This is a genomic window from Bacillus sp. SIMBA_154, assembly GCF_046536015.1.
Classification (GTDB): domain Bacteria; phylum Bacillota; class Bacilli; order Bacillales; family Bacillaceae; genus Bacillus; species Bacillus pumilus_P.
On record NZ_JAWJBV010000012.1, the window covers coordinates 1 to 19,572 of the forward strand.

At 36.6% G+C, this 19,572-nt stretch carries 30 protein-coding genes and 2 pseudogenes; 12 read left to right on the top strand and 20 right to left on the bottom strand.

Annotated features, from left to right (window positions below):
- From R0K30_RS15005 to R0K30_RS15060, 12 genes are all read right to left on the bottom strand, one after another.
- A partial coding sequence (locus tag R0K30_RS15005; RefSeq protein ID WP_410611486.1) for a RusA family crossover junction endodeoxyribonuclease occupies positions 1-284 on the bottom strand: 284 nt, incomplete at its 3' end.
- Positions 285-662: 378 nt separating this feature from the next.
- Positions 663-1,466, bottom strand: coding sequence for an ATP-binding protein (locus R0K30_RS15010; protein WP_189293841.1), 804 nt, complete (start codon positions 1,464-1,466; stop codon positions 663-665).
- Positions 1,456-2,403: a hypothetical protein gene (locus R0K30_RS15015; RefSeq protein ID WP_189318748.1), complete on the bottom strand. Its 948-nt coding sequence runs from the start codon at positions 2,401-2,403 to the stop codon at positions 1,456-1,458. Before R0K30_RS15015 ends, R0K30_RS15010 begins: the two co-directional genes overlap by 11 nt.
- A gap of 213 nt (positions 2,404-2,616) precedes the next feature.
- Entirely contained in the window at positions 2,617-3,417 is an 801-nt protein-coding gene (locus R0K30_RS15020; protein WP_081105436.1) for a PD-(D/E)XK nuclease-like domain-containing protein, read from the bottom strand.
- Positions 3,377-4,297 carry a hypothetical protein gene (locus tag R0K30_RS15025; protein WP_410611489.1) on the bottom strand — a complete coding sequence of 307 codons (921 nt, stop codon included), beginning with the start codon at positions 4,295-4,297 and terminating at the stop codon, positions 3,377-3,379. The genes R0K30_RS15020 and R0K30_RS15025 overlap by 41 nt, the downstream gene beginning before the upstream one ends.
- A 107-nt stretch (positions 4,298-4,404) precedes the next feature.
- Positions 4,405-4,626: a YqaI family protein gene (locus R0K30_RS15030; RefSeq protein ID WP_025092875.1), complete on the bottom strand. Its 222-nt coding sequence runs from the start codon at positions 4,624-4,626 to the stop codon at positions 4,405-4,407.
- A 32-nt stretch (positions 4,627-4,658) separates the two neighbouring features.
- Positions 4,659-4,850 (bottom strand): hypothetical protein, encoded by a 192-nt coding sequence (locus R0K30_RS15035; protein ID WP_025092874.1) that lies wholly within the window; start codon positions 4,848-4,850, stop codon positions 4,659-4,661.
- Between the two features lie 189 nt (positions 4,851-5,039).
- Positions 5,040-5,210 carry a hypothetical protein gene (locus R0K30_RS15040; protein ID WP_155267116.1) on the bottom strand — a complete coding sequence of 57 codons (171 nt, stop codon included), beginning with the start codon at positions 5,208-5,210 and terminating at the stop codon, positions 5,040-5,042.
- Positions 5,211-5,480: a hypothetical protein gene (locus tag R0K30_RS15045; RefSeq protein WP_410611493.1), complete on the bottom strand. Its 270-nt coding sequence runs from the start codon at positions 5,478-5,480 to the stop codon at positions 5,211-5,213. It abuts the gene before it with no gap.
- Positions 5,481-5,482: 2 nt separating this feature from the next.
- Positions 5,483-5,749 carry a helix-turn-helix domain-containing protein gene (locus tag R0K30_RS15050; protein WP_223254150.1) on the bottom strand — a complete coding sequence of 89 codons (267 nt, stop codon included), beginning with the start codon at positions 5,747-5,749 and terminating at the stop codon, positions 5,483-5,485.
- A 63-nt stretch (positions 5,750-5,812) separates the two neighbouring features.
- Positions 5,813-5,962 (bottom strand): hypothetical protein, encoded by a 150-nt coding sequence (locus R0K30_RS15055; protein ID WP_181185473.1) that lies wholly within the window; start codon positions 5,960-5,962, stop codon positions 5,813-5,815.
- A gap of 13 nt (positions 5,963-5,975) precedes the next feature.
- Positions 5,976-6,194: a helix-turn-helix transcriptional regulator gene (locus R0K30_RS15060; RefSeq protein WP_047947372.1), complete on the bottom strand. Its 219-nt coding sequence runs from the start codon at positions 6,192-6,194 to the stop codon at positions 5,976-5,978.
- Positions 6,195-6,367: 173 nt separating this feature from the next.
- Here R0K30_RS15060 and R0K30_RS15065 point away from each other — a divergent pair, with 173 nt between their 5' ends.
- From R0K30_RS15065 to R0K30_RS15090, 6 genes and pseudogenes are all read left to right on the top strand, one after another.
- Positions 6,368-6,715 (top strand): helix-turn-helix domain-containing protein, encoded by a 348-nt coding sequence (locus tag R0K30_RS15065; protein WP_047947373.1) that lies wholly within the window; start codon positions 6,368-6,370, stop codon positions 6,713-6,715.
- Between the two features lie 96 nt (positions 6,716-6,811).
- A complete protein-coding gene (locus tag R0K30_RS15070) occupies positions 6,812-7,282 on the top strand; it encodes an ImmA/IrrE family metallo-endopeptidase (RefSeq protein ID WP_410611497.1) in 471 nt (156 codons plus the stop codon).
- Between the two features lie 104 nt (positions 7,283-7,386).
- Entirely contained in the window at positions 7,387-8,064 is a 678-nt protein-coding gene (locus tag R0K30_RS15075) for a hypothetical protein (RefSeq protein WP_410611499.1), read from the top strand.
- A gap of 1 nt (position 8,065) precedes the next feature.
- A complete protein-coding gene (locus R0K30_RS15080) occupies positions 8,066-9,028 on the top strand; it encodes a PD-(D/E)XK nuclease domain-containing protein (protein ID WP_410611501.1) in 963 nt (320 codons plus the stop codon).
- A gap of 5 nt (positions 9,029-9,033) precedes the next feature.
- The gene (locus R0K30_RS15085; protein ID WP_410611503.1) at positions 9,034-10,173 is read left to right on the top strand and encodes a hypothetical protein; all 1,140 of its coding nucleotides are present in this window, start codon (positions 9,034-9,036) and stop codon (positions 10,171-10,173) included.
- Position 10,174: 1 nt separating this feature from the next.
- Positions 10,175-10,573: pseudogene (locus R0K30_RS15090) on the top strand (sigma-70 family RNA polymerase sigma factor); the annotation flags it as partial.
- Positions 10,574-10,790: 217 nt separating this feature from the next.
- On the opposite strand, the gene R0K30_RS15095 reads toward R0K30_RS15090, so the two are convergent.
- The 3 genes and pseudogenes from R0K30_RS15095 to R0K30_RS15105 form a co-directional block, all read right to left on the bottom strand.
- Positions 10,791-11,063 carry a DUF3986 family protein gene (locus R0K30_RS15095; protein WP_180275481.1) on the bottom strand — a complete coding sequence of 91 codons (273 nt, stop codon included), beginning with the start codon at positions 11,061-11,063 and terminating at the stop codon, positions 10,791-10,793.
- Positions 11,064-11,102: 39 nt separating this feature from the next.
- Positions 11,103-11,530: pseudogene (locus tag R0K30_RS15100) on the bottom strand (Imm1 family immunity protein).
- 33 nt (positions 11,531-11,563) lie between these two features.
- Positions 11,564-11,989 (bottom strand): NUDIX hydrolase, encoded by a 426-nt coding sequence (locus R0K30_RS15105; RefSeq protein WP_230030422.1) that lies wholly within the window; start codon positions 11,987-11,989, stop codon positions 11,564-11,566.
- Between the two features lie 147 nt (positions 11,990-12,136).
- Here R0K30_RS15105 and R0K30_RS15110 point away from each other — a divergent pair, with 147 nt between their 5' ends.
- The gene (locus R0K30_RS15110) at positions 12,137-12,268 is read left to right on the top strand and encodes a hypothetical protein (RefSeq protein WP_257213622.1); all 132 of its coding nucleotides are present in this window, start codon (positions 12,137-12,139) and stop codon (positions 12,266-12,268) included.
- Between the two features lie 86 nt (positions 12,269-12,354).
- On the opposite strand, the gene R0K30_RS15115 is transcribed toward R0K30_RS15110, so the two are convergent.
- The 4 genes from R0K30_RS15115 to R0K30_RS24070 form a co-directional block, all read right to left on the bottom strand.
- Complete coding sequence (locus R0K30_RS15115; RefSeq protein WP_099726573.1) at positions 12,355-12,570, bottom strand: hypothetical protein; 216 nt, start codon at positions 12,568-12,570, stop codon at positions 12,355-12,357.
- A gap of 95 nt (positions 12,571-12,665) precedes the next feature.
- Positions 12,666-14,078 carry a polysaccharide deacetylase family protein gene (locus R0K30_RS15120; RefSeq protein ID WP_410611507.1) on the bottom strand — a complete coding sequence of 471 codons (1,413 nt, stop codon included), beginning with the start codon at positions 14,076-14,078 and terminating at the stop codon, positions 12,666-12,668.
- Positions 14,079-14,236: 158 nt separating this feature from the next.
- A complete protein-coding gene (locus R0K30_RS15125) occupies positions 14,237-14,776 on the bottom strand; it encodes a delta-aminolevulinic acid dehydratase (RefSeq protein WP_099726781.1) in 540 nt (179 codons plus the stop codon).
- On the bottom strand, positions 14,745-15,269 hold the full coding sequence (locus R0K30_RS24070) for a GNAT family N-acetyltransferase (RefSeq protein WP_441296451.1): 525 nt from the start codon (positions 15,267-15,269) through the stop codon (positions 14,745-14,747). Before R0K30_RS24070 ends, R0K30_RS15125 begins: the two co-directional genes overlap by 32 nt.
- 335 nt (positions 15,270-15,604) lie before the next feature.
- Here R0K30_RS24070 and R0K30_RS15135 point away from each other — a divergent pair, with 335 nt between their 5' ends.
- A complete protein-coding gene (locus R0K30_RS15135) occupies positions 15,605-15,931 on the top strand; it encodes an uberolysin/carnocyclin family circular bacteriocin (protein WP_099726571.1) in 327 nt (108 codons plus the stop codon).
- A gap of 631 nt (positions 15,932-16,562) precedes the next feature.
- On the opposite strand, the gene R0K30_RS15140 is transcribed toward R0K30_RS15135, so the two are convergent.
- Entirely contained in the window at positions 16,563-16,811 is a 249-nt protein-coding gene (locus tag R0K30_RS15140; RefSeq protein WP_327925151.1) for a hypothetical protein, read from the bottom strand.
- Between the two features lie 53 nt (positions 16,812-16,864).
- Here R0K30_RS15140 and R0K30_RS15145 point away from each other — a divergent pair, with 53 nt between their 5' ends.
- The 4 genes from R0K30_RS15145 to R0K30_RS15160 all read left to right on the top strand — a co-directional run bounded on the left by R0K30_RS15145 (position 16,865) and on the right by R0K30_RS15160 (position 19,500).
- On the top strand, positions 16,865-17,629 hold the full coding sequence (locus R0K30_RS15145; RefSeq protein ID WP_410611510.1) for a hypothetical protein: 765 nt from the start codon (positions 16,865-16,867) through the stop codon (positions 17,627-17,629).
- A 103-nt stretch (positions 17,630-17,732) separates the two neighbouring features.
- Positions 17,733-18,272, top strand: coding sequence for a stage II sporulation protein M (locus R0K30_RS15150; RefSeq protein WP_410611512.1), 540 nt, complete (start codon positions 17,733-17,735; stop codon positions 18,270-18,272).
- A 21-nt stretch (positions 18,273-18,293) separates the two neighbouring features.
- Positions 18,294-18,839, top strand: coding sequence for a hypothetical protein (locus R0K30_RS15155; RefSeq protein WP_099726569.1), 546 nt, complete (start codon positions 18,294-18,296; stop codon positions 18,837-18,839).
- Positions 18,832-19,500 carry an ATP-binding cassette domain-containing protein gene (locus tag R0K30_RS15160; RefSeq protein WP_230030426.1) on the top strand — a complete coding sequence of 223 codons (669 nt, stop codon included), beginning with the start codon at positions 18,832-18,834 and terminating at the stop codon, positions 19,498-19,500. Before R0K30_RS15155 ends, R0K30_RS15160 begins: the two co-directional genes overlap by 8 nt.
- Positions 19,501-19,572 lie beyond the last annotated feature (72 nt).

Below are 19,572 nucleotides of genomic sequence, written 5' to 3' on the forward strand. Positions count from 1 at the left end.
TTATCAACATCCGGCTTCTTAGCTGGTCTCAGCTCGCCTCTTTCAGCTTCTGCGGCCTTTTTCTTGCTGAAGCTTTTCAATAATGATTTATAGACTTTCACCTTCAATTCAAGTGGTCCTGTGAGGAGCTGATCCGGACGATGATCACTTGCAGCCAGCTTCACATAAGACTTAAAATCTCTTGATTTTTTCGGATCATACAACCTTGTCATGCCATTTACAGTCGTAGCCCGAGGTCTTCCCTGTGCAACCGGCTCTGCGTAAATGGTGAATGCTATCTTCATTCAGATGCCTCCATCCTGGCGTTATATGTTATCACCCTATTGCCACGTTGACTCTTGAAAGAGATGACAAGCATTTCAAGTTCATAGAGTGATAAATTTTCAGGGTTCTTGTCCAAACTAGCTAAATATCCAATACGAGTTAATTCGCTTAAAAGGTTCTCACGACGCTGTTTGCTATTAATATTTGACATATTCATTCCTCATTTCATAGTTCTGGCTTCGACTAACATTTGATTTAATTGCTCGATGATTGGTTTTAGGCTCTGTTTGCGCCCTGTATGGTTACATTCAGGGCAAGGGTAGTAGCCAGCCATAAATGACGTTTTACCTATGATGATTTTCTTGTCATTGCAGGTATTACACATCTTCCCTTCCCCTTTACTCGTATAGTTCCAAAAGCAGTTCTTCATTTTCTTTTTGCGCTATCTTTTTACGAATCTTTTCATTTGGCATAATCACAGGGAAAGCCAATTTTTCAATCCTGCTACTGATCCGACCACTTTTATAGACTGTGTCAAGTTCGTCTATACTTAAATTGCTTGTAAGAATTGTAGGCTTCTTGTTTTGAAGTCGGTAATCAAGAATACGAGTGAATGTTTCTTCAACAAAACCAGTTACGTTTTCTACTCCAATATCATCTAGGACAACAAGATCAGCTGTCTTGACAGCATCCATAATGTCAGTACTCTTCACTTTCGATTCGCTATCAAACGTGCTTTTTATTTCTCCGATTAAATCAGCTGTAGACGAATAGATGATTTTAAGTGGTTTGTACTTTTTGGTTTCTTTGTCATAAACCGTGTCATGAGTTTTGGTTATCGCATGAAGAATACTAGCAGCAAGCCTTGTCTTTCCGCTGCCTTTCTCTTTACTAAAGAAATACAAACCTTTTCCAAGCTCCCGCATCTTTTCAAATTTCAAAATATAATTTTTAGCAACCCGTTTCGCATTGGCTGCTCGCTCTTTGGATTCGGGTTTGTCGTAAACATTGATATCAAAAGAGTTTAGAGAAGCGTCTTTGAACTCTTCTGGTAGTCTTGCGCTCATAAGCCTATTTGAGAGCTTTTTCACTTCTTTGCATGGACACTCTTCCATAAATTCTTTGTTTTCCTCATGATCAATAATCCATATCAACCCCGCCCCATCGCATTTCCCATACATGCAATGTTGTTTAGAAATCACAGTGAGTGTCTCGTATCTTTCCTGAGAGGCCCTTTTCACGGGCAAGCGCTTCGAGTCTTTCAACTTCTGCGCTAGATGTGGATTGGCTTTCTCCAACGCCTTTAAGGTATCCCCCATACTCTGCATCCTTCTTCACTCCTTTGGGTGTCCAATTGCTATGCTTTTGTGGTTTACGCTTAAATTCTGAAACATTATTAGGTGGCTTTTGTTTAGCATGCCAACGATCAAGAATCGCTGATTCCAGGTATGCAAATGATTTAATACTATCTGCTCTATGCTTTGGTTGATATTGATCAAATACCTCGTCGATCCACACCAATATTTCTTCAAGTGGGATTCGCTCCTTGAGAATCCTTTCAATGGCAGCTGAATCTTTTGGTGTTAACATCAACCCACCTTTTCGTGATAAGTACTTTTCTTCGATTTGCTGGAAAGGAGTTAGATCATTTTCTACTGAGGCTCTCTTTTCCTCTTCTTCTTTAATTCTTAAATTCTTTAATTCTTGATATAGTTCCGACTTCGTACCGCTTTCGTTCCGTCTTCGTTCTGCGATAGGTTCTTCTTCCGTTCTGGGTTCTGTTTCGTGATCATTCGAAAACTCTTGATATGACTCGTATTTCACAATGGTGAATAGTGTTCCTAGTTCCGTTTCGCTAACAGTGATGATGTTGTTCATAACAAGTTTCTTAATTGAACGCATAATTGTACTTTTAGACAGCTTTTTTAGCCCTCTTCCTTCTTTATAAGCGAGGTCCTCACATAGTTTTGAGTACGATCTTATGTACTGGCCCTTATTTAATACAACTCCATTCATTTTGAAGCCATCTTGATGACTTGCTTTCATAACTAATAAAGTGAACAGTCTAAAAGTAGTCACGTCATTCCATAATTCGTGTTCTAAAATTTTTCGATGCAGTTTTACCCATCCAGTAGACAAATAACTTCCTCCTCTCCAACACCGTCAGTTACGGCCTTTTAATCTCACATAGAGCGTACATTCCACTGATCCTAATAAAAGTAAGACCTGTCTCATTTCTTTGGATATAACCCTTTACATATGCTCTAAATAACGCAGCTTGATTACGACTTGATTTAGATAAAGACAGGTATACAAACGGAATAGGAACTTTAATGATTAGCTTCTCCCTCATTAGCTGTTTACCAGCTCAGAAAAATGGATGATCCGGTTAAGACGATTTGTAGATCGACAATACTTACACTTTTCACACCTTCTCGGTCTTTCTCCACCATGCTTAACCTGAACGATCCGCTCCATATTTTTTTCTATATCCTCTAACTCGATTTCCATCCTTGACTCATCAATATTGATAACTGCTTTATCTGGTGGATCTTCTTTTGATATGGCCACAATCAAAGGCTCTAACCATTCACTACGTCCTGCTTCCTGTCTTTCTAATTCCGCATAGAGAGCCATTTGAGCAATATATCCATAGGCTTCTACAAATGAACAATAGCCGAGCTCTTGATCCCATATTCTTTCCCTGAGAGAACGAGTTGTTTTAAGATCAGCAAAGCGGCCACCTGCTGGGTTGTACACATCGAGTTTTCCTTTCCAGAGCACTCCGAACAGTTCACCTGTGATAATCACTTCTTTATCTCCTTGAAGAACAAACATGCACAAGTCGTCATTCTGTATAGCTTCAATCATGAGATCAGCCAATTGATATTGTTTATAAAGCTGGCCCTTTTGTGTAAATAGAGCAGGTGTGTTCATCTTAAATTCATCAAAGGCCTGCTCTCCTTCAAGCCAGGCATGAACATATTGACCAAAGAGTAGAGCCTCAGAGGACGGCGGCTGCCACTCACCATTGAGTTTTGCCATTGTAGCCGCCTCACATTCTAAGAAACTCTTATATTGAGAATTTGACATATAAACTTGATCGATCTCGTTAGAGTAATAGTTCTCCTTGTTGATTGTCGGAATGATCATTTGCTGGCTCACCAGCCTTTTCAGCACTTTCTTTTTGTTCCTGCTGCTTTAGAAACTCTTCTTCGATTTTGGATTTTGTGGCATTAGTAGCACCTGAAGTTTTGACGTTGAAATAGTCCTCTTTCTTTGCCATTCCATCACGAAGTGAAGTATAGATGCGTCCTATTTTGAGGTAATCCTGTTCAGTAAATGCATCCAATTTGCTACCGACATATTCCTCGATCATTTCCTTCGTAACACCAAAATCAGATTTAAATGTTGTTAATGCTTTTCTTAAACGGTCTTCTAAAGGCTCTTTATGACCACTAATCAGCGTTCTTTGACACATATCAACCGCGGCATCAACAATGTCTCCTGGTATCACTCCAAGAATGCATGCACGAACCCGACGTGCGCCTAGATTAGCCACAAGTTCATAAATATCTCTTGGATCATTGAGTTTTGTAATGGCTCCTTTTGCTTTTCGTTCATGCTTTACCGTAAATATTTTGGTCTGACGAGTATTGGTTTCAAGATCCCATGCATAAGCCATAACAGAAGATTCTCCCGCTTTTTGTTCAAGTTCCATGATTCCGTAATCAATGTTCCCCCAATTCTGTGCCAAAGCTTCAGCAAGACGAATTGAAGGACCTGATACCTTTGTGCCACCTCGTGGATATTCATAGACAGCATTCTCAGCTAATAGCCTACGCTCACATGCTTTCTTGATTCGTTCAAAAGCAGCATAAACGTCTCTTGGAAACTTCTTTGCTATGACCATAGCTGCTTGTACTTCCTGTGCCTGCCGACTAATCATAGCTTCTGTTGTTACTGAAGTTCCTGCTGATTGCTGAGAACCTGCCATATAGTTTGAGTAATCAACATTTGACAATCCATTCATATAAGAAACCCCCATTGAATTTAGGTGCCAACCTGCTTATAATAGTGGTTGACACCATATTCTGTGTCTGGTTATTTAGATGAGTTCACTTGTGGGAGTGAGCTCTTTTATTTTGCTGTTTTAAATTCAAAATCAAGCTCCTCTGCAAGATATCGTTCTAAATTTTCTCGCAAGATCAGTTCACCCGAATTTTTATCCTCAACATAGTCATCTTCTAGCAAAATTTCTGACCCATAAAAATCAATTCCAAAGTGTTCTTCTTGCCTCACCATATCTTTTGGATAGCCATATCTGTTAATCTCTGTGATGATCGGATGCTCAATATTCATCTTCTTCCCTCCTCTTCTGTTTGATATGAAAATCATGAAATCTCTAACTTTGAGCGGATCGCATCTGCCTTTAGTTGTTGAAATTTCTCAAAGGCTTGTTTATCAGGAAATTGGAACATTGGCTTACCTTTGTTAGTCATCACAATTGATCCATTCACTTGTGATAGATAGAACTGATCAGACTGTCTCTCACTGAAAGGTTTAATAACTGGTTTAGTTCTCAAGACTTCTTTCCTCCCTAACACATTATTTGATGCTTATTCGCATCGTCCGACCGCGGATGGAGCATGATTTGAGGGGGTAGGTGTGCACTGTCCCATCCGCAAGCCGGACGACAAGAATAAGCCTTGTCGTGATCTCTAAATAACGCTATAATGAGATCGATCATTTTGTTATTCATGGTTTGAAATGATTTAAGCAGTAAGTGTCGGAGCTTGCTGCTTTTTTCTGTTTTCTATTTCCGTTCTGATCTGTAATTCCAGAGCGGCTAATAAAATGAGCCCTTCCTCTGTATGACGCATCTGACATTGTTTCACGATATCTTTCGCCTTCATTAAGCGACTTGCTGTGAACAAATACTTCATCTAAATCAATCCTCTCAATCTATTTTTTAGTGATTTTGGATATTTGATTTTTGTAATCTTCGCAGCCTGTTTTAATAAATGAACTTTAGCTTGGCTTTCGTAACACTGAATTTGGTTTAATGATTTAGCAATATCTTTGTGAGCTGCTAATGCCGTATTTGTATCAGCACTCTCTAATGCTTTCATTAATCTTTTTTGTAGTTGTTCAATACAGATCATTTCAGCTGTTATCCCTTCATGATCAATACTCTTGAAAATCGCTTTTCTCATCTTCATCCTCCAAACAAAGCCATAATGGCTGTAATTTGCTGCGTGACCGCAAGTGGATCGACACCACATAAGGTTGCGATCATGGCTTCTTTTGCATTTGTCGCCTCCATCCACCGCACATATGTAGGAACATCAAGCATCTTTTGATCGTTCTCAAATTTTGATATACAGCTCCTTGAGCGACTTAACAATTCAGCGAGCTTCTCTTGGGACATCCCAGCTCTTTTTCTTGCTTGTCGGAGCACTACCCCCAACCTCAACTTCCTCACCCCCTTTGTTCTGGTTAAGAACTTTTTCCAAGTTAGAACAGCTAGAAAATTTTTAAATGGGTATCATGATGAAGAAGCAACTAATTCTTTCTTTTCTCTTTCAACTTTTTCTTGATGCTCTTTCATTCGTTTAATTAAGATGCCGCTTAGGTACTTATAAGCCCTGGCTTCTGCTTGATGAAATAGAGGGCCTTTTGTGACGGTTATTTTCAATTGGCTACATCTCCTATTCATTTTGTGATGTATCATCACAATTATGATTAAAAAATTTTGTCCATTCAAAATCTAGAATATTGCCTAAAACCTTGGCAACTCTAACACTTGGGGTTTGACCATTCTCAATCTTGGTATAATAAGACCTATCAATACCTGCTTCCCTTGCCACTTCATACTGTTTGAGACTTTTACTCGCTCTAAAATCTTTTAACCATTGATTGGATTTCACTAAATCACCTCCACATTGTGATCTTTCATCACAATTATAATGTGTTATATCATCACAATCAACCCTTTTTGTGTTTTTTTATCACAAAAATTTAATTGTGACCTATTATCACTTATAATGAACTAAACAACAAATTACATATAAACTAAGATTTTTATGTCAGGGGTTTTAATATGACTGGATTAAGTGAGCGGTTAAAAAAACTAAGAAATAATCATAGACCTAAGCTCTCTCAACAAGCTCTTTCGGAAAGATTAGGTATCAATAGAGCAACTTATGCAAGATATGAAACGGGAGATAATGAGCCTGATTATGATACATTAGAAAAAATAGCTCAGTTCTACAATGTGAGTATAGATTTCTTAATAACAGGGAGAGAATTTGAGGCATCAGATGAGGAGATGTGGAAAGAGCTCTTAAATCCGAAAACACAACTTTTCTTTAAAGATCTTAAAGATGCACCCGATGATAAGATTGAGGAATTAATTCAGTTTTGGGAGTTCATTAAAAACAAAAAATAATACATTAAACACTTTTATAGAAGCCTACAAAAAGGCTTTTTTTATTAACCCAAAACAGAACATTCGTTCTAATATTTTTATAAGGAGTTGCTTAAGTTGGAACGTATTTTGCCAAAAAACACAACACACTTAGATGACTGGATCGAAGCATTCTATCATCAAATCAACATTAAAAATCCATCAGAACTTGATCTATTAGACATCGCCTACCGCTCCAATTTAAAAGTCGAATTCTTAAACATCAGCAGCCGGTACTATGCTGGAACTATTATCATTGATAATCGCCTCAGCCCTCAGGAACAGTGGCAAGATTTTGGTCATGAACTTTGTCATGCGCTAAGACATGAAGGGAATCAACTGATTATGCCCCCACTGTTTAGAGAGCTGCAGGAAATGCAGGCGAAGCGTTTTGCATATAAGTTTTGTATTCCGACATTTATGCTTAGAAAAATAAAAGCTATTCAGCCGTATAATAATTTCATAAATGAAATAGCAGCACTTTTTAATGTTACACATGAATTCGCTACCGAACGTTTTGTGACTTTTACCGCATCTAATAAATCATAAATTTGTCTACTTTTGTCGAAAATAAACATAATATGGATTTTTGGGTTATTATATACTTGTGCATTTAGAGAATTTAACCCATTAACAGTTTTCTGAGGAAGGAAATGGGGATAATGCTTTATATATTTAAAAAAATAGATAATACCTCAATAAAAAAAATCCAAAGTTTTTTTGAGGATTTCAACTCTATGCCAAAAAATAAATTTGAAGTAAAGGATGTAGAACATTTTTCGGATTTTATAAGATACACCTTTGTTAAATTTTTTGACTCATATGAACTATTCTATGACGAAAATACTCAAAATCTTGAAACAAAGAAATTCTCAAGAATGTATTCTGCACAAATATTAATTTTAATAAAGTTTAATTGCATTATTATTTTTGGCGAAAAAAAAGTTTGTTTAAGTGCTGAAAAGCATATCTTTGAAATTTCATCTAATACTTTAATTAATTGGGAGTTCACTTTTAATCAAATATACAACCACTTTTCAGAACTGGAGATGACTATTAGTGAAGTAACATTTTCAAATATCAATTTACTTGATACTTCTCTAAATGCTATAACTCTAGAATTTCACAATAACTTTGATGCTCTTAAAATTATTAATAAATTAAAAAAAAATCCTATAAGTATGAATTTCAAAGTTTTTTATCAGAAAGAAATGTGCGAACTAGGAATTAATTTTATTTCAGGGCAGATAGAATTGAAATACGAAAGTTTTTCAAGAGTTGCTTTAGAAAATTTAGAGGAAAAAATATTGAATCTAATTGAAGGTGAATAAAATGTCAGAAGGACAACAAGTTCAAGGAGATCGTTGGACTACACAAACTCTAAATATTTTAAAACAATTTGGTTGGGAGCAAAAAGCTGATGCTAATTTTGATATTGCCTGCTCCAATAAACCTAAACATGGAACTAACGACAAAAACAGAAAAAATCCACATGGCATAGATTTGCTGCTTTCTTATTTTGATCCCTATAAAAGCAGTACTAGTGATGTATTAGTAGAATCGAAAGAAAGAAAATGGGATGGCATTTCCACAACTACATTGCAAAGTTTTGTTAAACAATTATCAAACACAATAGAATGTGCAAGAACAGCCCCATCCATAATTAATGATTTTGGATGCAAAAACCTCAATGAGGGATTACTGATGATATGGTGTAATGAACCTGAAAAGTTTGACGAAAATGAATTTCAAAAATACTTAAGCGAATTAAAGATAGCAAAAAGAAGGAGACCACTGACCATATACGTTGCTTCTAATAAAGAAATACTGAGATGGTGCTCTATATTATTAAAAATTAAAGATATTCGTACTAAAGGTGAGAAAATAGAATTCTTTTTCCCAGGGGATTATTTTAGTAACGGTCTCACAACAGTTAAGAGGCAACAACAACTAAACATTACCCACATGTTCTCGGATTATATTTTTGCCAAAGGGAAAAGTTCGATAACACTTTTAGATCATCAATTCACGGTTAATTCGAGTCATGTATTTTTCTTTGCTGAACCTACTATTGAAGAACTGAGATTTATGGATAAATGTATAACGCCTTATCAAATTGAAGACGATACTCAACGGCTTGTTATTCATATTTATGGTGAGCAGAGAGAATATCGTACACAATTACAGCAATTTAAAAATGAAAAAGAGCAAAATAGCAATTCTAAAATAAAAATTGAATTCGACTATATGATTGATTTAAAGAAACCACCTGAAAATCTAATTTATAAGGAGTAAAATCCATGCAATTAAATAGATATCCGGAAAAAACCAATCTATTCAAAGCAATGAAAAACTATATGCATTGGAAAGATATATTTGAATACTTAAGAAATAGAGGTGTTTTAGTAAGTGGCTTTTCTAAAGATGACTATGCACGTGTAGGGGTGAATTTCTATTTTTCAAAAGAAACATATTTAGACTTGAAACAGAGATTAGATGGTGAAATTAATTTCATTAAATCTAGCAGATATTATATTGATAGTGAAAAGGTAGATGATTTGAAAAATAGTATATCAGAAATCGTAGGAAAAAATTTAGGAAATGATGACACATCAGTGGTTTTATTTGATAATAATGATGATACATGGGAATTTGAAATTACCTATACAGAATCAAAGCCAGGGATGATAGATTTATTAGATTCAACTGAAAGAAGAATACCTGTTAAAGTTAACACTCATAAATCTTTCACAAGTCTCGATTTTAATCTGGAAAGCGCAAGTGATCATAAAAAAGTTACTGAAATTTTGACTCATATACAAAAAGAAAATCCAGAAGTATCATTCGCCCTATCAGATATAGACTTAGAAAAACTCGACGAGAATAATAAAATTTCCTTATTTAAAAATTTCTTCGAAATGCTACACTCTGATTGGGAACTCAAAAAGATAAACAAGTTGAAAGTAAATAGACATTCTAAAGATCAGAAGAAAAAGTTAGATGATTTACTTCAAGGTATAAATTCAGCTTTATTAGATGGCGAAAATTTAATCGAAAACGAATTTATTAAAACAATTACTAAAAAAGATTTTCATTTTACCATGGCAAGTATGCGATTTGATAATAAAAAAACATCAGAATATATTGATTTCTCTATAGAATTCAAATCAAGACCCGTAAGATTTGAAGCAAAAATATTAAATTCAGGTGAATATGAAGAATCAAAAGATGGTTTAATTGAGAATAAAAAAGTTCTCAATAAAGATTTGCAAAACAGTATTACTTTCGATTTTCAAAATCAATTTTTTATTCTGTATAAACAATTACTAAACAAACAAAGAGCAGAATATGAAGAACTTAATTTAACCGACGACTTGACGCTGGATGAAACTGCAGCATCGAATGAAATATATGAGGATGACGACGCTCCCCCCTCTTGACATTAATAATGAAATCCTCATGCATTTACGCGCACTCAAAAAAACAAAAAAAGATGTCTCTCTGCATGACCCCATCGGTCAGGATAAAGAAGGTAACGAAATCAGCCTCATCGATGTCCTCAAATCAGAAAACGAAGACGTCATCGACACCATCCAGCTCAACATGGAGCTTGAAAAAGTGAAAAAATACATCGACATCTTGGACGGTAGAGAAAAAGAAGTCATCGTCGGCCGGTTTGGCCTTGATTTGAAGAAAGAGAAGACGCAACGGGAAATCGCGAAGGAGCTCGGGATTTCGCGGAGCTATGTGTCACGGATTGAGAAGCGCGCGTTAATGAAGATGTTTCATGAGTTTTATCGGGCGGAGAAGGAGAAGCGGAAGAAGGCGAAGGGGAAGTGATGACAGATTTCAAAATAACTTTTTCCAACTTCTAGTTAAAAACAGACCTTGTTTGGTCTGTTTTTATTTTGTCATTACGATCTTCCCCCCACATTCGTCACCATCCTTTGTTTCATATTTGATAAGAGAAAGAATCTATTAATAAAAAGAAGCAAACATTAAATTTCACTCTAAATAAAAAACATCACCAAGGCTAAGTAATGTTTACATTCTCCATTTATTTCACTATGCTGTTTTCTTTTAAAAAACGCTCAAATAGTTTATGACCTTCATCCTCAATTTGGTCATCTTCAATAGGATACTCCCCTATCAATAGCCCTAAATCATCGTATTTTTCATAGCGCTTTAAAAGCATTATTCCGTAACTTTTATGATCAAAAAATAATAGCCATCTTTCTGATTCTAAACTCTTATAAAACACCCCTTCATAATCAAAACCGTTTTTATAATACCCTACATGTAAATGCATGGTATCGTCTAAATTAAGCATTCTTTTCTCTCTCCTTAATACGCTTCGTCTCAAAAAAGTCTATTTACAGATATGCTGAAAATCAATATTCCTCAACTCTACCCATTCAACAAAATCAGGCATCGTTTTTGTCTTTAGAAAATGTTGAACGATTTGATGGGCTTCATCTCGATTTACATAGCTGCACGATGGCACATACAATGGCGCTCCTGCCACAAAATACTCAATTGTTTCTATATTTTCAACCTTTGTAAAAGGGACCAAAAAATCTGGATATCTCAATATAAAAAAACCATAAGGTTCATTGTAAAAGAAAACAAGACTTTCATATTCCCCTTCTTCTTCAATCTCAATAGAAGATTCGCCATTCCCTTGTTTCCAATAATCTTCACCCTTTTGAAAGAATATACTTTTCATTAATTCTTCTCCCGGAATTCTTCTCCCGGATTTTCTACTGGCGCTCCTGTGGGCCCATAATACAAAAACATAAAATCTATCCATCGTACCTATTCACCAACAACTTAACCAATTGTTCTATTTCCTTCAAATTCATAAAATGCATGCGTTTGTTGTTTTAATTTTAGCATGCTGAATAGCTTTGGATTTAGCTTTTGAGCAGCTTGAGCGCTTACCCATTTTACTTCTTCAATATCATGATCCGGATCTAGAATGTTCATCTGCCCGCCGATGATTTCAGCAAAGAAGGTCACGATGAGTGCATGATGCATTTTATCTTGAAAGAATGCTTCTCGAATCGAATGAAGTTCATTTATTTTTACTACATACCCTGTCTCTTCTCTCACTTCACGGATGACAGCCTGCTGCAAGTGTTCACCTTTTTCCACAGCACCGCCTGGAAGTTCCCAATATCCCTTTACATTCTTGACCATTAATATATTTTCTTTCACGTCATAAATAATAGCTGAAACCACGTCTACTCGTTTCAAATGAATCCCCCTCAATTATTCACCATTCACATCAATTGTCGAATTTATGGAACGAACTGTTCATTTTAATACATTCTCATTATACTGTAACCTTGATACGAAAGCGGCAGCAAAAAAGGAATTAGTCAGCCTATTGGAGGCCTTAGCATGTGGATCATCATCATTTCACTTATTGTCCTAATAGGATTTACGGGAAATATCGTTTCTCTTTTGAGACAAATCAAAAAGGCGAACGAAAAAAGCATCCAACTGTTAGATCATCAAAAACCAAGAAAATAAATAAACCTCCTTCATCTTAGTAGGAGGTTTGTTTTTAGATTTGGATGGGTCATTGCGTGATTATGATGGAAACAGGAGGTACAACTTTATGACTTTGGGTCTTTTCCTTTCAACGGCTTCTCATCAAACAACATGTATCTGATTCGCTGAATATAATGGAACGAAATATGACCGAGGCAGAAAAAGAGCCCAATCATCGCAAGAATATAAATGGGCAGCATCAAACCAGGTACATAGTTTACGATAAAAGCCAAACCAAACGCTGTCAGCATATATAGGCTGATCAACCTCATCAATACCATATGAAGTCCTCCCACACTCACTTTAACATATTTTCCCTTTATTTTCATGATTCACTTTAAAAAAAGATGCGAATCCACTAAGATTCGCATCATCATTACATATTCAATTCACCTTTCTTCGCACGCTCTTCCTTCCACTCTTCAAGCTCCGACACTGTCAATAATTGATACCCTTGTTTGGTCAATTCTTTGATAATCGTGACAGCTGCGTTTGCTGAGGTGTCATAGATGTCGTGCATTAAGACGGTTTCTCCGCTAGACGCATGCGCTAGAATGTAGTTGGCGACGTACTGACTGTTTCGATATTTCCAGTCTTCAGGATCTACATCCCAAAGGGTGACTTTCATGTGAACAGCCTCGTTGATTTGCTGATTTGTTCCACCATATGGCGGTCTAAAGTGAGTCGGTGTGAACCCGCCTGCTTTTTCAATGATTTGCTGCGTCTCTTCTACTTGTTTGATGGCTTGTTTTAATGGCAGTCTTGTGAGTAAAGGGTGGTTATAGGAATGATTTCCGATTTCATTTCCACCCTTTCGGATTTCATTCAGCATATCTGGATAATACTGCACCCTGCTCCCTAATACAAAAAATGTCGCATGTCCTTTGTTTTCTTTTAAGGCTGTTAAAATTTTTGAGGTCGTTGATGGATTTGGCCCATCATCAAATGTGAGTGCAATGGCTTTTTGGCTTGGACTGAATGTTGACTGTTTTGGCAGTTTCACGATCTTTCTTTTTGGAATCGGCTCTTTTTTCTCATTTTTGTTCTTTTCTTTATTGATGTATTCAGGCTTTAACATTCCTTTAAGAAGTGTTTTCTTAATCGCTAACACTTGAGGGCCTTGCTTATCTGATGCAATTTGTCCAACTGGAAAGTAGAATTCGATATAACGATCCTTGATAGCAAAATGCTGATAATGCTTCGCCGCTGGAGACGTTCCTTGTTTGAGCAAATGCTGATTTTCAGCAAGAGAGCGATCTTTTTTTAACTCCTCTAATGTCATATGAGACAGTTTTTGCAGACTTTCTTTTTTTGATAAAAATAGATCATCTATCGATAAAAATTGCTGTTTCTTGAAATCAAAGTTGAACATCTTCGTTTGATGTGCGCCTTTTACTCCGCCTTTCAATTCATATGTATTGAATTTGATCGCAGCGGTTTGCTTGGCATAATGAGTGATCTCGTAATCTATGTTTAATTCGTAGCGATTCTCTTCATCGACATCACTTGCTTCGCTAAATGATGTTTTGAATCTGTCCAGCGCTGTTTCTGCAAATCTTTTCATCTCTTGATCTAGCTTTTTTTGATGAAACACTGGATAGTTGACAGCATATCGCATGTATCTCCCGTCATTCACGAGGGTGACTATCTCAACTTCTTTATAGCTCGCATCTGGTTCTATTTTCCTCTTCTCTGTCCCGCTTGCCTGCTGGTTATGATAAAACGCAGCGATACCGATGACGATCGCAAGTCCGCATAGGACGAGACTGACCTTCCCTTTTATTGACACAATGATTCTCCTCTCGTGATGCCGCCATGCCTGGATGACGTGTGTTTGTAGGATAGACTTTGCATCACCCCTTTTTAGTTTGCAAAAAACACAATTGTCACATTTTCGTCACAATTATGAGAGGATGAAAAAAAAGGCTTGATCTCTCAGCCCTTTGATTATTTTTGCATATATAGTTGAAATAATTTCGTTTCTTCATCAATAGAGCTCGCTCGATCAAAAGCCGCTCTAACCGTCTTCGTGTTGTTCATGAGCTCATACAGCATTGTCAGGACAAAGATAAATGCCGCATCTCCATCAATGTAATCATCAGGGGCTGTATAGGACAATGCACCTGCTTCTAAAAAGGCTTCTGCAAGTTTTTTCTCACCTAGTGTGCAGCCGGTTGATATGACGTGAACCCCTTTTAAGGAAGCATACCGCTTGATTTCATCCGCTCCAAAAGTTGCACCTCTAGGCTCCCCATCTTCGTATACATCTTTCCCTAACTCCGGCATGAGAAACGCTCCTTCGTCCCCGTGAAAAGATAAAAGAAGGTAGTCCGTCTCCCTTCTATTTCTCCCAGATAACACATCAATCAGATCATTGGGTCTGCCTATCCAATGCATATCGACTTTAGCACCAAAGTTCTCAAATGCTGCACGCAGGGCAAAAGATTCTAGCTCACTATTTGGTCCTGCTGCTAATGTGATGCACATGGCCTGTTGTTTCACTTTTATCTCCTCCAAACGATGATAAGAATAAAACCATTTTTTCCTCATCTGCATATGTATCATTCATATTTAAAGCTTTTTCTTCTACAGCATACGACTCAAATCCAACGGACCTGTACAGGAGATTGGTTGTCACCACTATGAGTCCTTTCTTTCTCGTGCGAAGGACAGAGCTTTCGTCATCAGGGCCTTGCCTATTCCTTGTCCGCGGCCAGCAACCGTTACATGCATGGCTGTCACATTTGCGCGGTGCTTTCATTGCTGCAAGGTTTCTTGTATGAGCGTGACCGAGCCACCAGTTGATCTTGATGAAAGGCTCCAAATGTCCAATAGATTGCGCCGAAGCACAACGCGACGAGTAGTTGCCCTTTGTATCTACATTCTCTTCTGCATAGATCATAGCAAAACCCTCTGGATTTAATCGCAGTGCTTCTAATATCAAGTCTGCATATTCTTGAGCATCACCTGGCGTTAACAATCAAATATTCAGAAAACCGTCTCCAAAAGAGTGATTGATACTTCCAATTTTATCTTGAAAGGAGCTTTTGATCAAAGGATATTGATCTTTTTGCACGCATCTCTTTTCCTATATGCTATTAGTCTTTCTTTCCCTTCTGTGAAAACAAGGTAATTTCGATCATGTTTACTCGTTTTATCCTATCAAAAACGATTCTTTTCTCACTTATCTTTTCACCTTTTTTATATTAATCTATAACTAATTCATGAAAAAAATGAAAAAAAAAGATTGCTATGAACAAAAACATATCATAAGATAGAATAGTAATAAAAAGACAAAAAAGGGAGGAATTTGATATGACGGAAACAAGAAATGAAATCAAACTACATGTTCTTTTTGGTGCTTTAGCAGTAGGGTTCCTTATGCTAGCTCTTTTTTCCTTCTCGTTACAGATGCTGCCAGTTGCTGATTTAGCAAAAGAATTTGGTATTCCAGGCAGTGTTGCTGCTGTTGTTCTTAACGTGGTTGAAGCCGGCGGAGCTGTCACAACAATTGTCTCCATTTTAACGGCTGTAGGATCAGGTGGTCTTTCACTTATTGCAGCTGCTGGTAAAGAGACTATTCGTCAATACCTTAAAAAACAAATTAAGAAAAAAGGCCGTAAAGCCGTTATTGCTTGGTAATTCATTTTTATGACTCAATAGAAGGAGACTTTGTTCTCCTTCTATTTAAATTTTGATGCAGGTGAGAAGATGTTATATCCATTATTATCACTACTTCTATCAATTAGAATTCAACAACAGTATTCAAATCTAGCTCAGTTCATTATACGAAAGGTTCCGTTTTTCACATCGTTTTCTTCTAAACAATACATACTATTTTCTTGTATACTTGATACTTTATTCGGATTCATGATTGTATTCGTTATTTCTTCATTTCTTTACTCTCCGGTCTATCAAATGGAATGGGAAAGTGCTTTTGTGATATTCTTGTTTCTTTTTTCTATCGTCAAAGGGATTGAATCTTATAGAAGAACGCATATTCTTCCTTTTGAAGAATTGATTCGGCTCGCACCTGTTTCCTCAAGACATCTTTTTCAAACGCTTTTGTTTTCAGAATTGATTTGGCTTGTGTTTACGAGCTTGAGTACTTATTTGATCTATTTTCTGTTTCAATATTCAATTACTCAAACACATGACTGGATATTCTGGTTGAAGCATCTCAATGTCATGTTGTCAGGTTTCTTCCTTTTTATCGTCAGCAATAAGATATTCGGTGCTTACATCTATAACATTGTCGTAAAAAAGATTGGGGTTATTCGTGTCCTCTTTTTTGCAAACATCTCTTTGCTTTTTTTCTTTTTTGGAAGGGTCCTGATATTGAACATGATTTTCCCTTTTTATCACACCTTCCAACAACTTTTTCAATCGATCTCATCGCTTGCAGAGGATTCGTTTTGGATGACTCTTTCCAACGAGCTGGTGTCTCTATATAAGAATGATCTTCAGCAGATTCATCATGCTTTATTTTCAAAGGGTTCTCTATTTCTACAATTTCAATCACTTTTCTCTTCACCTATCACGTTCTTCGTTGTGATACTAGGTGCTGTGTTTATCATGATGAGTCCTGTTCGCTGGATTCCTACTGGGAGAAATCACGACCAAAGCTCAACGCATTTTCAAGATTTATTTTATTGGTATTTTCAAGCACTTCATAAAATTCAAGGTTCACTGTTTCGAAAAAAGGTGTTGATTCAAAAAGACCTCAAGCTGCTGAAAGAAAAAAGGTGGCTTCTATCTAAAGAGTTTTTTAATTATATGTTCATGTCATATGAAGCCTTCTTTTATATAGGGTTTTTTACAGGCTTGATCTCCATCATCGATCATCAAGCCTTGCAAATTCAGCTGCTATTTACATTAAATGTGATGATATTAGCTAATCAATCTTATGAGATGAGAATGCTGACCCCTTCTATTTTTTCTTTAAGTGCTGAAAAAAAGAATATTTGGCTTTTCGAGCTTTCTCAAACATCTCTTTTGCAGTTTTTCTTATCAAAAATCCAGTTGTTTTATTGTTTATTTTTCATACCAGCACTCTGGCTACTATTCATTAATCTATCAATCATGGTTGTGTATCAGCTGTTTGATATTCAGATGCTCATACAAATTGTGGCATTAGGGATTGGCTTTTTCATTTTCCCTTTGATTCAGCTTTACTTGTTTCCATTTACGACGAAATTCAATTTTATTCATGAGCATGAAATAGGAACAACCAATGAGGAAATAGAAATTATTGATAAAGGTCAGTCTTTTGCAAGAAACTTTCTTGTGTTACCTTTCATGTACTATATGATCTTGGCCTCTTTTCTACCTATTTTGTAGCAGTCCTCAGGGCTCGTAAACGTTCTGTTTGCTCTATATTTTGTGATCGTTTCAGTGATTTGCTGGGTGTTATGCCGCAAGACCATATATAAAGGAATTGAGTATGTTGAAAAAAATAAGATATTTTCTATCGGAGAATAGATTGATTTTACGCCTAGGCTACCTTTACGCTGCCGTCTTTATTGCAGCTGTGCTCATTGGAAGCCTCCTTCCCTATGATCAGATTCCTTATTTAAAAAAGGATGAAGAGATGTTTTTTTTGTCTATTTTTTTAAACAATTTACAGGTTGGAATGGCGATATTAGGCATCGGCGCTTTTACAGGCGGCATCATGTCTGCTGGCATTCTTTTTTACAATGGCTACATTATCGGCAAACTCGTCCAGTTTTTGATTGTGAATCACGAGGCTCAGCAGTTATTCACAGGGCTCCTGCCGCATGCTTTCGTCGAGGTTCTTGGTTTAATCCTGTTCTCAATCGTCAGCTCCTTTCCTTTTATTTATCTTTACCGATTTATAAAAGGAGATACGATTGATCTAAAAAAGCTGACTCGGACCGTGCTTCAATTGATCTTTGCAGCAGCTGTGCTCTTATTAATGGCGTCTCTTTTAGAGGAATACGTCAGCCATGTACATCTACCATAGAAGAAAGGAGAATGTGGTTCCATGGAGCTACTTCTACGACCTAAACAATTTTTCAATCAAAATCAATCTATTAAAACCATTGTAGGACTTGTCTTACTATCTTTATTTGTTTCGACTGTCTTCTTAACATTTTTTATTATTGATTTGTTAGTAGAGGAGCCTTTATCTGCCGGGAAACAATTAGCCAGCATTGTTTTTATCTTTTTGCTGACGATCCCGCTTTATTTCATCTTAAATTTTCTCAGTACTGTCCTGACTTCTATTTATATGTATTTTTTTCATAAGGCTTTTATTTTACGCAAAATGTATCTGGTCATTTTGGTTTATAATGCGTTTCTTTTATTAGTGAATAGTGCAGCGATCTATTGTGTGATGGTGCTGCATTTAGACCACTATTTTATCTTAATCCAAGCGGTTTCCTTTTTGATCAACTTATATCTTTTACGCATCCTTTATGATGGGATCATTTACTATGCCGAAGGATCAAAAAAGGCTGCCCTTGCGACTGTGACCTTGTATATGCTCGTGACCACTGTATTTGTTATTGGGGGATTTATAAATGGCTAGTTTGCAAGTGTCTCAGCTATCTTTTCGCTATGAAACAACAGAAGAAAACTCTCCCCTTCTGGATCAAGTATCATTTCAACTGAAAGAAAGTGATCGAGCTTGTATCATTGGAAAAAACGGCAGTGGTAAATCAACACTTTTAAAGATCATCGCAGGTCTGCTTCCTTCAGTATCAGAAACGATTGTACTCAATGAGCAGCATTACCCTGGGTCAGCTCAATATAAAAGTATGGTGGCGTACATCCCAGATAAGCCTTTAGTCTATGATGCACTGACTGGTATAGAGCACATGGAGCTTGTACAGTCTTTATGGAAAATGAGAAAGCCAGAAAAGGATTTATACAAAGAGACATTTCTATCGCTTTGTGATGCGTTTGATTTAACTCATGCACTAAAAATGCCTGTCAAACAGTATTCATTGGGCATGAGATATAAGCTTTTTTTTAATTGTATGGTGGCAAGGTCTCCAGAGCTGATTATTCTTGATGAACCTTTTACATCTCTTGATGAAGCGTCTCAAATGCAATCAATTTCTTTATTAAAAAAAGAATTCTCACATCGATGTGTTTTATTTACAAGTCATCAGCGCTATCTTTATTCAGAATTAGGTAATCGCTTCTTTCAGCTTGATAAAGGACAATTAAATGAAATAGAACATTAGACAAACAAAAGGCATCCCATAAAAGGATGCCCCAGCGTGTAGACAAATCCTCGCATTCGGTGTCAGTCCTGC

Excerpts from the sequence above, each read along its gene's own strand:
- R0K30_RS15155 (WP_099726569.1), top strand. The coding sequence starts at position 18,294 with ATGGAGCTACTTCTACGACCTAAACAATTTTTCAATCAAAATCAATCT.
- R0K30_RS15075 (WP_410611499.1), top strand. The coding sequence starts at position 7,387 with ATGGGGATAATGCTTTATATATTTAAAAAAATAGATAATACCTCAATA.
- R0K30_RS15025 (WP_410611489.1), bottom strand. The coding sequence starts at position 4,297 with ATGAATGGATTGTCAAATGTTGATTACTCAAACTATATGGCAGGTTCT.
- R0K30_RS15020 (WP_081105436.1), bottom strand. The coding sequence starts at position 3,417 with ATGATCATTCCGACAATCAACAAGGAGAACTATTACTCTAACGAGATC.
- R0K30_RS15135 (WP_099726571.1), top strand. The coding sequence starts at position 15,605 with ATGACGGAAACAAGAAATGAAATCAAACTACATGTTCTTTTTGGTGCT.
- R0K30_RS15150 (WP_410611512.1), top strand. The coding sequence starts at position 17,733 with ATGTTGAAAAAAATAAGATATTTTCTATCGGAGAATAGATTGATTTTA.
- R0K30_RS15065 (WP_047947373.1), top strand. The coding sequence starts at position 6,368 with ATGACTGGATTAAGTGAGCGGTTAAAAAAACTAAGAAATAATCATAGA.
- R0K30_RS15085 (WP_410611503.1), top strand. The coding sequence starts at position 9,034 with ATGCAATTAAATAGATATCCGGAAAAAACCAATCTATTCAAAGCAATG.
- R0K30_RS15095 (WP_180275481.1), bottom strand. The coding sequence starts at position 11,063 with ATGCTTAATTTAGACGATACCATGCATTTACATGTAGGGTATTATAAA.
- R0K30_RS15040 (WP_155267116.1), bottom strand. The coding sequence starts at position 5,210 with ATGAAGTATTTGTTCACAGCAAGTCGCTTAATGAAGGCGAAAGATATC.
- R0K30_RS15115 (WP_099726573.1), bottom strand. The coding sequence starts at position 12,570 with ATGGTATTGATGAGGTTGATCAGCCTATATATGCTGACAGCGTTTGGT.
- R0K30_RS15125 (WP_099726781.1), bottom strand. The coding sequence starts at position 14,776 with ATGTGCATCACATTAGCAGCAGGACCAAATAGTGAGCTAGAATCTTTT.
- R0K30_RS15145 (WP_410611510.1), top strand. The coding sequence starts at position 16,865 with ATGATGAGTCCTGTTCGCTGGATTCCTACTGGGAGAAATCACGACCAA.
- R0K30_RS15045 (WP_410611493.1), bottom strand. The coding sequence starts at position 5,480 with ATGAGAAAAGCGATTTTCAAGAGTATTGATCATGAAGGGATAACAGCT.
- R0K30_RS15030 (WP_025092875.1), bottom strand. The coding sequence starts at position 4,626 with ATGAATATTGAGCATCCGATCATCACAGAGATTAACAGATATGGCTAT.
- R0K30_RS15160 (WP_230030426.1), top strand. The coding sequence starts at position 18,832 with ATGGCTAGTTTGCAAGTGTCTCAGCTATCTTTTCGCTATGAAACAACA.
- R0K30_RS15110 (WP_257213622.1), top strand. The coding sequence starts at position 12,137 with ATGTGGATCATCATCATTTCACTTATTGTCCTAATAGGATTTACGGGA.
- R0K30_RS15080 (WP_410611501.1), top strand. The coding sequence starts at position 8,066 with ATGTCAGAAGGACAACAAGTTCAAGGAGATCGTTGGACTACACAAACT.